This window comes from Burkholderia sp. MR1-5-21, assembly GCF_053427715.1.
This window is the reverse complement of the sequence record NZ_JBSAXD010000020.1, coordinates 41,665-54,166: the sequence shown is the minus strand read 5'-3', so window position 1 is coordinate 54,166 and position 12,502 is coordinate 41,665. Positions and strand designations below refer to the sequence as shown.

The 12,502-nt window shown below is 67.5% G+C and carries 11 protein-coding genes; 3 read left to right on the top strand and 8 right to left on the bottom strand.

Features of this window, described 5'->3' with window-relative positions; translation table 11 throughout:
* Positions 1-5: 5 nt before the first annotated feature.
* The 5 genes from ACV229_RS25140 to ACV229_RS25120 are packed head-to-tail and all read right to left on the bottom strand — an operon-like array spanning position 6 to position 5,440.
* Entirely contained in the window at positions 6-944 is a 939-nt protein-coding gene (locus ACV229_RS25140) for a glycosyltransferase family 2 protein (RefSeq protein WP_448085810.1), read from the bottom strand.
* Between the two features lie 22 nt (positions 945-966).
* On the bottom strand, positions 967-2,568 hold the full coding sequence (locus tag ACV229_RS25135; RefSeq protein ID WP_448085809.1) for a DHA2 family efflux MFS transporter permease subunit: 1,602 nt from the start codon (positions 2,566-2,568) through the stop codon (positions 967-969).
* Positions 2,565-3,869 (bottom strand): glycosyltransferase, encoded by a 1,305-nt coding sequence (locus ACV229_RS25130; protein WP_448085808.1) that lies wholly within the window; start codon positions 3,867-3,869, stop codon positions 2,565-2,567. The genes ACV229_RS25135 and ACV229_RS25130 overlap by 4 nt, the downstream gene beginning before the upstream one ends.
* Before the next feature lie 16 nt (positions 3,870-3,885).
* Positions 3,886-4,455: a methyltransferase family protein gene (locus tag ACV229_RS25125; RefSeq protein WP_448085807.1), complete on the bottom strand. Its 570-nt coding sequence runs from the start codon at positions 4,453-4,455 to the stop codon at positions 3,886-3,888.
* A gap of 58 nt (positions 4,456-4,513) precedes the next feature.
* Positions 4,514-5,440 carry an alpha/beta fold hydrolase gene (locus ACV229_RS25120; RefSeq protein ID WP_448085806.1) on the bottom strand — a complete coding sequence of 309 codons (927 nt, stop codon included), beginning with the start codon at positions 5,438-5,440 and terminating at the stop codon, positions 4,514-4,516.
* A gap of 731 nt (positions 5,441-6,171) precedes the next feature.
* On the opposite strand from ACV229_RS25120, the gene betI reads away from it, so the two are divergent.
* From betI to betA, 3 genes are read left to right on the top strand one after another with little or no spacing between them, the layout of a single operon-like run.
* Positions 6,172-6,756, top strand: a complete 585-nt coding sequence (gene betI, locus ACV229_RS25115; RefSeq protein WP_448085805.1) for a transcriptional regulator BetI — start codon at positions 6,172-6,174, stop codon at positions 6,754-6,756.
* A 32-nt stretch (positions 6,757-6,788) separates the two neighbouring features.
* On the top strand, positions 6,789-8,258 hold the full coding sequence (gene betB / locus ACV229_RS25110; protein WP_448085804.1) for a betaine-aldehyde dehydrogenase: 1,470 nt from the start codon (positions 6,789-6,791) through the stop codon (positions 8,256-8,258).
* A 16-nt stretch (positions 8,259-8,274) separates the two neighbouring features.
* On the top strand, positions 8,275-9,975 hold the full coding sequence (gene betA, locus ACV229_RS25105) for a choline dehydrogenase (RefSeq protein ID WP_448085803.1): 1,701 nt from the start codon (positions 8,275-8,277) through the stop codon (positions 9,973-9,975).
* A 180-nt stretch (positions 9,976-10,155) separates the two neighbouring features.
* On the opposite strand, the gene ACV229_RS25100 is transcribed toward betA, so the two are convergent.
* From ACV229_RS25100 to ACV229_RS25090, 3 genes are read right to left on the bottom strand one after another with little or no spacing between them, the layout of a single operon-like run.
* A complete protein-coding gene (locus ACV229_RS25100; protein ID WP_448085802.1) occupies positions 10,156-10,737 on the bottom strand; it encodes a dual specificity protein phosphatase family protein in 582 nt (193 codons plus the stop codon).
* A 6-nt stretch (positions 10,738-10,743) separates the two neighbouring features.
* Positions 10,744-11,238 (bottom strand): hypothetical protein, encoded by a 495-nt coding sequence (locus ACV229_RS25095; RefSeq protein ID WP_448085801.1) that lies wholly within the window; start codon positions 11,236-11,238, stop codon positions 10,744-10,746.
* Positions 11,235-12,377, bottom strand: a complete 1,143-nt coding sequence (locus ACV229_RS25090; protein ID WP_448085800.1) for an MGDG synthase family glycosyltransferase — start codon at positions 12,375-12,377, stop codon at positions 11,235-11,237. Before ACV229_RS25090 ends, ACV229_RS25095 begins: the two co-directional genes overlap by 4 nt.
* Positions 12,378-12,502: the final 125 nt, after the last annotated feature.

Below are 12,502 nucleotides of genomic sequence, written 5' to 3'. Positions count from 1 at the left end.
CGCCCTCACCCTTGCCGCACGCGTTGCATCCGCGCGGCCAGCCGCGGTCGCGCGCTTTCGAGCGGGCCGAGGCGGCCGAACAGCCCGTCGGCGATGCCGAGCAGGATGCCGTTGAGCTTCGCGCGCTTGTCCCGCTCGACGAGCGCGATCTGCACGATCTGCCACAGCGTCAGCAGGTTCGGCACGATCGCGACCGGAAAGCGCAGCCCGTACTGGATCCCGAGCTGCACCGCATTGCGCGCGCTGTAATAGCGCCGTTGCCACGGATGATTCATCGACGTCATTTCGAATGGGCCGAACGCATGGCGTTGCTTCACGCCGATCCGGTGCGGCAGCACCAGCGACGGCACGACATAGAGCGGCACGTTGCGCGCGAGCGCGCGGAAGCTGTATTCGGTGTCGACGTGATCGATGAACAGCGTCTCGTCGAACGGGCCGAGCGTGTCGTACGCGTCGCGCGACACGACGCAGCCCGACGAGATCAGGAACGCGCAGCGCTGCATCGCGGCGCCCGGCTCGATCGGCAGCCGGCGCAGCGTGATGCCGTTGGTCGACAGTTCCGGCAGGAAGCTGCGCGCGTTCTCGTCGAAGATGCGCGGCCCCGCGAGGAACGCGCGCGGCGCGAGACCGGCGCAGACGTCGCGCATCGTCGGAAAGAACGCGGCCGGCACCGCCGAATCCTGGTCGAACAGCGCGACCGCATCGATGCGCTCGCGAAACAGTGCCGCGAGCCCCGCGTTGTACGCGCCCGCGATGCCGCCGCGATTGCCGTGCTGCAGCAGCGCGATGCCGTCGTGCGCGCACGCGTCGCGCGCGCGCGGGTCCGGCTGCGGCGTGTTGTCGACGACGAGCAGCGCGTCGCATGCATGCCGCAACGCGCCGAGCGCCGCGAGCTGCGCGTCGGTCGGGTGGTAGAGAATCACGAGCGCGCCAAGTGCCGCCATGTCGCCTCCAGAAGGCCGGTTCCTAATGTCCGAAGGACGCCGCGGCGCCCCGCTTCGGCCGCGTCAGCCACATCATCGCGGCGAGCACCAGACACGTGATGCTCGCCATCCAGAACATGTCGCCGGTGGCCATCATGTACGCCTGCTGCATCACGATCTGGTGCAGCGTCGTCAGTTCGCGCGTGCCGCCGATGCCCATCGCGTCGAGCGTATGCACGAAGCGCTGCGTGTTCGCCGACGCGTGCGTGACCGCTTGCGACACGACGTCGTAGTGAAAGGTCGCGCGGTTGTCCCACAGCGTCACGCTCATCGCGGTGCCGAACGCGGCCGACAGCGTGCGCAGGAAATTCGACAGGCTCGATGCGGCGGCGAGCTTGTCGTCGGGAATGCGCGACAGCGTCGCCGCGGTCAGCGGAATGAAGAAGCACGGCAGCCCGACCCCCTGGATCAGTCCCGGCGTGACGATCTGCGCGAACGTCATCTTCAGCGTGAAGTGCGCGTCCCACGCGAGCACGCCGGCGAACACGAGAAAGCCGAACGTCGCGAGCACGCGCGCATCGAAGCGGTGCGCATGCAGCCCGACGAGGATCGAGAACACGAGCGCGAGGATGCCGAGCGGCGCGGTCGCAAGCCCCGCGTGGAACGCGTTGTAGCCCATCACGGCCTGCAGCCACAGCGGGAACACGACGCCGACCACCGAGAAGCTCATCATCCCGAGCGAGATGATCAGCACGCAGAACGAGAACGTGCGGTCGCGAAACAGGCTCAGCTCGACGACCGGATGCGCTTCGCCCGCTTCCCAGATCAGCAGCGACACGATCGCGAGCCCCGCGACGACCGCGAGCGTGACGATCAGCGGCGAGCCGAACCAGCCTTCGTCGTGGCCGAGGTCGAGCATCGCCTGCAGCGCGCCGACGCCGATCACGAGCAGCACGATGCCCGGCACGTCGATCGGGCCGGCCGCGCCGCGCTGCGCGTCGGGCCGCAGCATCGCGGTGCAGACCGCGAACGAGAAGATGCCGATCGGCAGGTTGATCAGAAAGATCCACGGCCACGAGAAGCTGTCGATGATCCAGCCGCCGACCACCGGCCCGAAGATCGGCGCGAGCAGCACCGTCATCGCCCACAGCGCGAGCGCGACCGTGCGCTTCTCCGGCGGGAACGTGCGCAGCAGGATCGTCTGCGACAGCGGCACCATCGGCCCGGAGAACAGGCCCTGCAGCGCGCGGCACACGACCAGCACGTGCAGGTCGCGCGCGAGCCCGCACAGCAGCGACGTCAGCGTGAACAGCAGCACCGCGCCGACGAACAGCCGCAGCTCGCCGACGCGGCGCGCGAGCCAGCCGGTCAGCGGCACGGCGATCGCGGCCGCGACCGAGTACGAGCTGATCACCCACGTGCCCTGGCTGTTCGATACGCCGAGGCTGCCGGAGATCGCCGGCACGGCGACGTTCGTCACCGTCGAGTCGAGCACCTCGATGAAGGTCGCGAGCGACAACGCGAACGTCAGCAGCGCGAGCCGCGCGCCGCGCACGGGCCGCGCGGCCGCGTCGGCGGCGGGCGGCTGCGCCTGCGTCTGTCCCTGTTCCGCGCGGCCGTCGCGGTCCCGAGCGACGGTGCTCATGCGCTCGCCGCAGCGACGGCGGTACGCGCGCCCGGCGGCGCGGTACGCCCCGATGCCGGCACGAACCGCTCGATGAAATCCGCCGCGCGTTCGCAGCCGTCCGGCGCGGCGGCGATCAACGCCCGCGCGCGCTTCGCAAACACGGCGAACGTCGGGTCGTCGAGCACGTGCTTCAGCGCCGCGCCGAGCCGCGCGCCGTCGACCGGACCGTCCGCCGGACTGTCGATACGCACGCCGCAGCCGCTCGCGACGACGCGCTGCGCATTGTCGAACTGGTCGTGCGCGAACGGTGTCACGACTTGCGGAATGCCGGCCTCGCACGCGAGCGCCGCGGTGCCGATGCCGCCGTGATGCACGAGCGCGCGGCAACGCGGCAACAGCGTGCGCATCGGCACGAAGCGGCGCACGAGCAGGCGGCCGGGGTCAACCGGCGCGTCGCCCGGCGTCAGCAGGATGCCGCGCACGCCGGTCGCGCGCAGCGCTTTCGCGACCGCACGCGCATACGCCGCATGATCGACGAGCGTCGAGCCGGCCGTGAACACGACCGGCGGCTCGCCCGTCGCCAGGAACGCGTCGAGGACCGCGTCGTCCGCGCGCTCGCCGACATCATTGAACAGCGGAAAACCGCTTTGCAGGTGCTGCGCGGGCCAGTCCGGCTGCGGCGCCGCGAACCAGTCGGGAAACAGGCACAGCACGCCGCCGGTCGAATGCAGCCAGCGGCCGAGCACGCGCCGCGCGGGCGGCAGCCCGAGATCCGCGCGCACCGCGTTCAGCGCGGGCCCGCACACGCGGTCGAGCACGTGGCGCTCGATCAGCGTCATCAGCGCCGACTTGACCGGCAGCGGCCAGCGCGCGGGAATCGTCAGCCGCTTGTGCGTCGGCGGCGCATGCGCGGACAGCAGCGTCGACGGCGACACCTGCACCGACACGTACGGCGTGCCGTGCAGTTCCTGCATGAAGCGCGCGGAGAACGCCCACAGCGTGCCGACCAGCACCGTATCGCGGTCGGTCAGCGCCCGCAGCATGTCGTAATGCGGCCGCAGCACGGGCGCGATCACCTGCCACAGCGTGCGGAACGACGTGCGCGGATGCCACAGCGCAGGATCCGCCATCGCCGCGTCGTATTCGGCGGCGGTGCCGACCGGCACGAACGCGAAGCCGCAGCGGCGCACGGCCGCCTCGAACGGCGGATGCGTGCAGAACACGACCTGATGGCCACGCGCGGCGAGCGCGCGCGCGACGCCGAGCAGCGGATGCACGTCGCCGGCCGATCCGATCGCGGTCACGATCACCTTCGCCATCGCGCGCCTCGCGGGGTCAGTAGAAGCCGGGGATCAGCGCCGCGACCTCGCGGCGGTACTGCGCATACGCCGGACCGAAATAGCCGGTCAGCCAGCTCTCCTCGATGCGCACCTTGTACGCGAGCGACGCGAACACGAGCAGCACGCCGATCACGCCGCGCCATTCGCCGCCGATCAGCGCGGCGCCGACGAGCGCGAGCAGGCAGCCCGTGTAGATCGGATGCCGCACGAGCGCATACGGACCGCTGCGGACGAGTTCGTGGTCTTCCTTCAGCGTGACCGACACGCTCCAGTTCGTGCCGAGATGCAGCCGCGCCCATACCGAGAACAGCAGTCCCGCGACCAGCACCGCGAGCCCGCACTGCGCCTGCAGGCCGAACCGGTGCCACGCGGGCGTGAGCGCCTGCCACGCCGGATCGGGCAGGATGATCAGCGCGCCGCCGACGATCAGCGGAATCGACTGCAGCGTACGCGACAGCGACGCCTCCTTGCGCACGGTCGCCTTCGCGCGATGCGACGTGGCGATCCAGTACGCGAGCCACGCGGCCCACGGAACGACGATGGCGATGCTCTGAACGATATTCACGGCTGGCCTGCCTCGAGTGGAGTGGAAATCGGTTGCGCGGCGCGGCGGCCGCGCGGCGTCACGACGACAGCGCGGGAATCGGCGTGGCGATCGGTGCGGGAATCGGCGCAGACATGCATGCCGGCGCGATGCCGAGCGGCGCGCCGGCGGCGACCGGCACGGGATCGCAGAAGAAGCCGAGCAGTTCCGCCCGCGTGCAGTCGCGCTGCGCGCGGCCTTCGATGTCGAGGAAATGCCCGGCCGCGGGAATCGTCGCGAACTGCGCGCGCGGCACGTGCGCGGCGAGCTTGCGCACGTCGGCCGGCGTCGTGTATTCGTCAAGCGCGCCGTTGATGAACTTGAGCTCGCAGCGGATGTTCGAGAACTCGCTCAGGTAGCGTTCGGGCTGCAGCGACAGGATCTGGTCGACGTGGAAGGCGACCTGGTCCTGCTCGTCGCGCGGCAGCCGCGTCAGGTAGCGGTAGTTGTACAGCTTCATGATGCGCGGCAGGTAGCGGCCGACCGTGTCGTTCAGCAACTGCGCGGCTTTCAGGTTCTCGCCCGCGGCGATGTGGTCGCGTGCGCGGGTCACGTAGTCGACCATCGCGTCGTTGAGGAACGGCGAGAACGAGCAGATCGCCGCGCGCCGCACGCTCGGGCAGCCGCGCGCGAGCGCGAACAGCGACGCGACGCCGCCCCACGACACCGATACGAGATAGTCGGGTTCGAACCGCTCGACGACATGCTGCAGGATCGCGACCTCGTCGTCCTTCGTCAGGACTGCGCAGCGCGGGTTGTGCTGGCGCGACTGCCCGGCGTACGGCAGGTCGAAGCAGATCGTGTTCAGGCGTTCGCCGAGATACTGGACGGTCTGCCCGAACGACGCCGTCGTCGCGAGCGCGCCGTTGACGAGCACCGCCGTGTCGAACGCCGGGTCGAACACGTTCCGTTCGACGTAAACCTTCAGACCATTCGGCAGCGGGACCACGTGTTTTTCGGTCGGCATGTCGTTCTCCCGGTGGATGCGGCGTTTCGGCGTCGGCGCGTGCCGTGCCGCGCCATCGTGCGCCGCGCGCGCAACGGCAACGCGCCGGCCGGAGGCGCAACCCCGGTCGCGCCCGCAGCCGACGCACATTCAGCGGCGTCGATTCTTTCCTCGTAGTGCGGCGCAATACTAATACGGCATATATTAATCACTCAAGTCAGTCCAACTACCCCCTCTACTCGAGTTGGAAATACGTCATATTCAAATTTTTTCAGTGATTTTTATGGTAGACAAATCCGCATGCGACGCTGCAGCAATCGTTTGTGCCAGCGTTGCATCCGGTGAATCAATCCACGATGTTTTCGTTATTAATCAATGATTTGATGCATTTTAATCGCACCGATTGCTCGCACTTTTCACATCATTTCAGCGACTCGAACAATCGATCCTTTTTCGCACCGCAGCGAAAATCAAACATCTCCACATTCTTTCATGCGGAAAGAAATTGAAAATCCCCAATCATTTGTTGATCACGCGAATCATCGCTGAATCCGTTTTAAACAAACTCCAATTTATTTAACCTTCTTACGATCGCGTTTCCGCACTCGCACATGACGCGATCCGCGCGCTTCCCACCCGTGCAATCTCCGTTTCCACCGTCCGACCCCGCTTTTTTCTTGATTGAACGGTCAATAAAAAACCGCTAAGCTCTCGACTTCCATCCATCAGCCGTTCGTGCGAAGGGAGTCGCGATGCCGAAAGTCGGAATGCGGGAAGTCCGCCGTGCGCAGCTGATCGACGCGACGCTGCGCTCGATCGACGAAGCCGGGTTGCCCGGCACGACGCTCGCGTCGGTAGCGCAGCGCGCGAACATCTCGACGGGCATCGTCAGCCACTACTTCGGCGACAAGGACGGCCTGCTCGAAGCGACGATGCGGCACGTGCTGCGCGATCTGTGGTCGGCCACCACGCGCCGCCGCGTCGCCGCGCGCAAGGATCCGCGCGCCCGGCTGCGCGCGATCGTCGCCGCGAACTTCGACGACTCGCAGATCAGCGCGCCCGTGATGAAGACGTGGCTCGCGTTCTGGTCGCAGAGCATGCACGAGCCGACGCTCAAGCGCCTGCAGCACGTGAACACGCGGCGCCTCAATTCGAATCTGTGCGCCGAGTTCGCGAAGGCGCTGCCGCGCGCAAAGGCGCGTGAGGCGGCGAGCGGCCTCGCCGCGCTGATCGACGGCCTGTGGCTGCGCGGCGCGCTTGCCGGCGGTCCGTTCGACACCCGGGCCGCGCTGCGGCTCGCCCACGATTACATCGATCTGCTGCTCGCGTCCGACTGACGCGGCGCGCAGTCGCCCTCAAGGAGATCCTCATGTCCGTATACGGTTTGCAGCGCCTCTACATCGGCGGCGGCTACGTCGATGCCACCAGCGGCAAGACTTTCGACACCTTCGATCCGGCCACCGGCGAACTGCTCGCGCAGGTGCAGCAGGCGAGCGCCGCCGACGTCGACCGCGCGGTTGCGTCCGCGCGCGAAGGCCAGCGCGAATGGGCAGCGATGACAGCGATGCAGCGCTCGCGCATCCTGCGCCGCGCGGTCGAGCTGCTGCGCGAGCGCAACGACGAACTCGCCGCGCTCGAGACGCGCGACACCGGCAAGCCGATCGCCGAGACGCTCGCGGTCGACATCGTCACCGGCGCGGACGTGATCGAGTACTACGCGGGCCTCGCGACCGCGATCGAGGGGCTGCAGGTGCCGCTGCGCGCCGAGTCGTTCGTCTACACGCGCCGCGAGCCGCTCGGCGTGTGCGCGGGCATCGGCGCGTGGAACTACCCGATCCAGATCGCCTGCTGGAAGACGGCCCCCGCGCTCGCGGCCGGCAACGCGATGGTGTTCAAGCCGAGCGAAGTCACGCCGCTGACGGCGCTGAAGCTCGCGGAGATCTATACGGAAGCCGGCGTGCCGGCCGGCGTGTTCAACGTCGTGCAGGGCGACGGCTCGGTCGGCGCGCTGCTCACCGGCCATCCGGACATCGCGAAGGTGTCGTTCACCGGCGGCGTCGAGACCGGCAAGAAGGTGATGTCGCTCGCGGGCGCGTCGTCGCTGAAGGAAGTGACGATGGAGCTCGGCGGCAAGTCGCCGCTGATCGTGTTCGACGACGCCGATCTCGATCGCGCGGCCGACATCGCGGTGACCGCCAACTTCTTCAGCTCGGGGCAGGTCTGCACGAACGGCACGCGCGTGTTCGTGCACCGCTCGGTCAAGGACGCGTTCACGGCGCGCGTGCTCGAGCGCGTGAAGCGCATCCGCGTCGGCAAGCCGACCGATGCGGACACGAACTTCGGCCCGCTCGTGTCGGCCGCGCAGCTCGACAAGGTGCTCGGCTTCATCGATAGCGGCAAGGCCGAAGGCGCGAAGCTGCTCGCGGGCGGCACGCGCCTCGCAGACGGCCACTTCGCGAACGGCCAGTACGTCGCGCCGACCGTGTTCGGCGATTGCCGCGACGACATGAAGATCGTGCGCGAGGAAATCTTCGGGCCCGTGATGAGCATCCTCGAATTCGAATCGGAGGACGAAGTGATTGCGCGCGCGAACGACACGCACTACGGGCTCGCGGCCGGCGTCGTCACCGAGAACCTGTCGCGCGCGCACCGCACGATCCATCGCCTCGAAGCGGGTATCTGCTGGATCAACACGTGGGGCGAATCGCCGGCCGAGATGCCGGTTGGCGGATACAAGCAATCCGGTGTCGGACGGGAGAACGGCATCACGACGCTCGAGCACTACACTCGAATCAAATCGGTGCAGGTCGAGCTGGGCCGTTACAACCCGGTGTTTTAAAGGAGGTCATACCGTCATGACGACACGCGAATACGACTACATCATCTGCGGCGCAGGCTCCGCGGGCAACGTGCTCGCGACGCGCCTGACGGAAGACCCGGACGTGACGGTGCTGCTGCTCGAAGCGGGCGGCCCCGACTACCGCTTCGACTTCCGCACGCAGATGCCGGCGGCCCTCGCCTATCCGCTGCAGGGCCGCCGCTACAACTGGGCGTACGAGACCGACCCCGAGCCGCACATGGACAACCGCCGGATGGAATGCGGACGCGGCAAGGGGCTCGGCGGCTCGTCGCTGATCAACGGGATGTGCTACATCCGCGGCAATGCGCTCGACTACGACAACTGGGCGACGCACAAGGGCCTCGACAACTGGACGTATCTCGACTGCCTGCCGTACTTCAGGAAGGCCGAGACGCGCGACGTCGGTCCGAACGACTATCACGGCGGCGACGGCCCCGTGTCGGTCACGACCAGCAAGCCGGGTGTGAACCCGCTGTTCGAGGCGATGGTCGATGCCGGCGTGCAGGCCGGCTACCCGCGCACCGACGACCTGAACGGCTACCAGCAGGAAGGCTTCGGCCCGATGGACCGCACGGTCACGCCGCGCGGCCGACGGGCAAGCACCGCGCGCGGCTACCTCGACCAGGCGCGCGCGCGGCCGAACCTCGAGATCGTCACGCACGCGCTCGCCGACCGCATCCTGTTCGACGGCAAGCGCGCATCGGGCGTCACGTACCTGCGCGGCAACGAGCGCGCGACCGCGCATGCGCGCCGCGAAGTGCTCGTGTGCAGCGGCGCGATCGCGTCGCCGCAACTGCTGCAGCGCTCGGGCGTCGGTCCCGGTGCGTGGCTGAAGGAACTCGACATCCCCGTCGTGCTCGACCTGCCGGGCGTCGGCCAGAACCTGCAGGACCACCTGGAGATGTACATCCAGTACGAGTGCAAGGAACCGGTGTCGCTGTACCCGGCGCTCAAGTGGTGGAACCAGCCGAAGATCGGCCTCGAATGGATGCTCGCCGGCACGGGCCTCGGCGCAACCAACCACTTCGAGGCGGGCGGCTTCATCCGCACGCGCGACGACGACCTGTGGCCGAACATCCAGTATCACTTCCTGCCGGTCGCGATCAACTACAACGGCTCGAACGCGATCGAGATGCACGGCTTCCAGGCACACGTCGGCTCGATGCGCTCGCCGAGCCGCGGCCGCGTGAAGCTGCGCTCGCGCGACCCGAACCAGCATCCGAGCATCCTGTTCAACTACATGGCCGAAGCGCTCGACTGGCGCGAGTTCCGCGACGCGATCCGCGCGACGCGCGAGATCATGCGCCAGCCCGCGCTCGACCGCTATCGCGGCCGCGAGCTGAACCCCGGCGCGGACCTGAAGAGCGACAAGGATCTCGATACGTTCGTGCGCGCGCGTGCGGAGACGGCGTTCCATCCGTCGTGCTCGTGCAAGATGGGCTATGACGACATGGCCGTGGTCGACAACGAAGGCCGCGTGCACGGGCTCGACGGCCTGCGCGTGGTCGACGCGTCGATCATGCCGATCATCACGACCGGCAACCTGAACGCGCCGACGATCATGATCGCCGAGAAGATCGCCGACAAGATCCGCGGCCGTCAGGCGCTTGCGCGCGCGAACGCGCCGTATTTCGTCGCGAACGGCGCGCCGGCGCGCAACGTCGCGAAGGTGGTGCGGGCGCCGGAGACGGTCTGACCGGCACGGGCACACTGCCCGCCTTTGCGTGACGGAACGCCGCTGACAGTCGCTGTCGGCGGCGTTTGCTTTTCTGGCGCGGCCCTCGCGCTTGCATTGCGGGGGGATGAACCGGAGGAGAAAGCTCAGCGCATGCGACGCCGGACCTGATCGCGTCCGTCGGGCCTTCGCGCTGCCGGCTTATTCATTGACCTGCTGCCGCAGACGCTCGACGTCGACATGCTGCACGTAATACGTGATGTTCTGCCAGATCGGATGGAACCCGTAGCCGCCGTGCTGCAGTTCGTCGAGCGCCTGTTCCCTCGTCCAGCCCTGGTACACCATCCGATACAGCGCCGATACGAGGCCGGTGCGATCCGCTCCGTGCTGGCAGTGGATCAGCACCGGGCCGTCCTGGCTCGCGGTGCGCAGTGCCTTGAGCGCCGTGACCATGTCTTCGTCGCGGATATACCAGGTGTTGATCGGAATGCGCTGCATCGTGATCTGCGTGCCGGCCAGGATGCTGTCGTCCGAGTGAAACGCACGGAAGCTGATGACCTTGCGAATGCCGAGCTTCTGCAATTGCGGCACATCCTCCTTCGACAGCTGCGCGCTGCGGTACAGCGACGGCGTGATGCGATGCAGGTTGTTCACGTGCGCATCGGACATGCTTTGCGCCCATTGGAGCGGTCGTGCGGCGACGCTGGATGCCGGGTCCGCGTTGGCAGGCTGCACGAGCCCCGTAAGCACGACGGCGATCACGGCAATGGCGGCAAATTTCATGGCGGTTCAAGTGGATCGGTTTTCCCGCGCGCGGGAAAGGAAGAAAAGTACGAGCGCAGCGGCACTCATGGTCCAGTAGTCGGTCGGTGCAACACCGAGCCAGTGGATATGCCACGGCACATTGGCCGGGTTGAAGCGGGCAAGGCCATAGGCCGGATTCAGCACGAACCACAGAAAATCTTCGGTCAGCCAGAACAGCATGATGCACGCGATGATCCGGGCTTCGATGCGCCACGACCACTGCCCGTTGAAGACGGGCGGCAGGTGAAAGAACAGCGCCACGAACGGGAAGACCCACGCGTGGTATCCGGTCATCGGCCGCCCGCCCCAGAAGATGTCGAGCAGCCAGTGCTTCTCGATGCGCCAGGTCGGCAGGTTCGCGGCCCAGCCCGCACTCCCTTCGATCTGGATCTCGACGTTGGCGAAAAAGTAGGCCAGCAACACGACCCACGCGACGACAGACAGCGTACGCCGCGTCGGCACAAAACCGGAAACACTCATGCGGCAGGCTCCAGGCCCAGCACGCGGTCGAGCACGAAGCGTCCGGCATGCGGCCGCCCGAGCGGCACGAGACGCCGGCGCATGTCGGCAAGACGCTCGGGCGCCTGCAGCAGTGCGCGGATCCGATAGACGAGCGCGTCGTCGTCGATCGCCTTGAGCGCCACGCCCTGCTCCAGCAGGAAATCCGCATTGCGCTCTTCCTGGCCCGGAATCGGCGAGTTGACGATCATCGGCAACTGCATCGCCAGGCATTCGGAGGTCGTCAGGCCGCCCGGCTTCGTGATCACGAGGTCGGCGCAGGCCATCAGGCGCTCGACGTGGTGCGTAAAGCCCTGCGGAAAGAGTCGCCCCGGATGTTGCGCGGCGAGCACCTGCAGCGACGCAAGCATCGCCTGGTTCTTGCCGGCCAGCGCGATCAGCTGGAAGTCGGCGTCCATCTCCAGCAGACGCGCCGCCAGCACATCGAGCCCACCGAGGCCGGCGCCGCCGGACATCATCAGGAAGGTCGGGCGCGCGGGATCCAGGCCGAACTCGGCGGCGCAGGCATTGCGATCGAGCGGCTGGCCGAAGGCCGGCATGATCGGGATGCCGCTGACGTGCACGGCGTCGGACGCCATGCCACGCGCGCGCATGCGCCACGCGATCTCGTCGTTCGCGGCGAAGTAGCCGCGCATGTTGGGCACGACCCACATGCTGTGCAGGTCGAAGTCGGTCACCTGCACCCACACCGGCGCATCGACGCGCCCCTTGCGAATCTCGCGCGACAGCAGCTCGGCCGGCAGGAAGTGCGTGCAGATGATCGCGTCCGGGCGCTGCCGTTCGATCTCCGCCATCAGCGACCGGCAATTGAGCCGCTCGATCGCGCGCCGGATCTTCTGCGACGGCGCGCTGGGTTGCACCTCGTCGGTCTTCTGGTACAGGTAGCCCCACAGCGCCGGCTGGCTGCTGACGAGCTTGATGTAGAGATCGGTGTACAGCTTGCGGAAGCCGGCGGAAACGAAATCCATCACGTCCAGGTGCGTGGCGTCGATTCCTGCGGGATGGCTGTCCGCGAATGCGCGGATCGCTTCAGCGGCGCGGGTATGCCCTGCGCCCGCGCTGACGCTCAGAAGGAGAATTTTCTTGCCTTGCTTTGACATCGGGTCGACCGTTTCGAAGAGGGTGATCTGAATGCGGATTCGGTAGCAGCAGCCTCGCGCTTCTGCATCGAATCGTCGGCAGATGCGTGTGGAACGGGTGGCACCGCTGCTTCTCCATTTGCCCC

What these genes read in the sequence shown, in the direction of transcription:
- ACV229_RS25140 (WP_448085810.1), bottom strand. Translation starts at nt 944, where the DNA reads ATGGCGGCACTTGGCGCGCTCGTGATTCTCTACCACCCGACCGACGCG.
- ACV229_RS25135 (WP_448085809.1), bottom strand. Translation starts at nt 2,568, where the DNA reads ATGAGCACCGTCGCTCGGGACCGCGACGGCCGCGCGGAACAGGGACAG.
- ACV229_RS25130 (WP_448085808.1), bottom strand. Translation starts at nt 3,869, where the DNA reads ATGGCGAAGGTGATCGTGACCGCGATCGGATCGGCCGGCGACGTGCAT.
- ACV229_RS25120 (WP_448085806.1), bottom strand. Translation starts at nt 5,440, where the DNA reads ATGCCGACCGAAAAACACGTGGTCCCGCTGCCGAATGGTCTGAAGGTT.
- betI (WP_448085805.1), top strand. Translation starts at nt 6,172, where the DNA reads ATGCCGAAAGTCGGAATGCGGGAAGTCCGCCGTGCGCAGCTGATCGAC.
- betB (WP_448085804.1), top strand. Translation starts at nt 6,789, where the DNA reads ATGTCCGTATACGGTTTGCAGCGCCTCTACATCGGCGGCGGCTACGTC.
- betA (WP_448085803.1), top strand. Translation starts at nt 8,275, where the DNA reads ATGACGACACGCGAATACGACTACATCATCTGCGGCGCAGGCTCCGCG.
- ACV229_RS25100 (WP_448085802.1), bottom strand. Translation starts at nt 10,737, where the DNA reads ATGAAATTTGCCGCCATTGCCGTGATCGCCGTCGTGCTTACGGGGCTC.
- ACV229_RS25095 (WP_448085801.1), bottom strand. Translation starts at nt 11,238, where the DNA reads ATGAGTGTTTCCGGTTTTGTGCCGACGCGGCGTACGCTGTCTGTCGTC.
- ACV229_RS25090 (WP_448085800.1), bottom strand. Translation starts at nt 12,377, where the DNA reads ATGTCAAAGCAAGGCAAGAAAATTCTCCTTCTGAGCGTCAGCGCGGGC.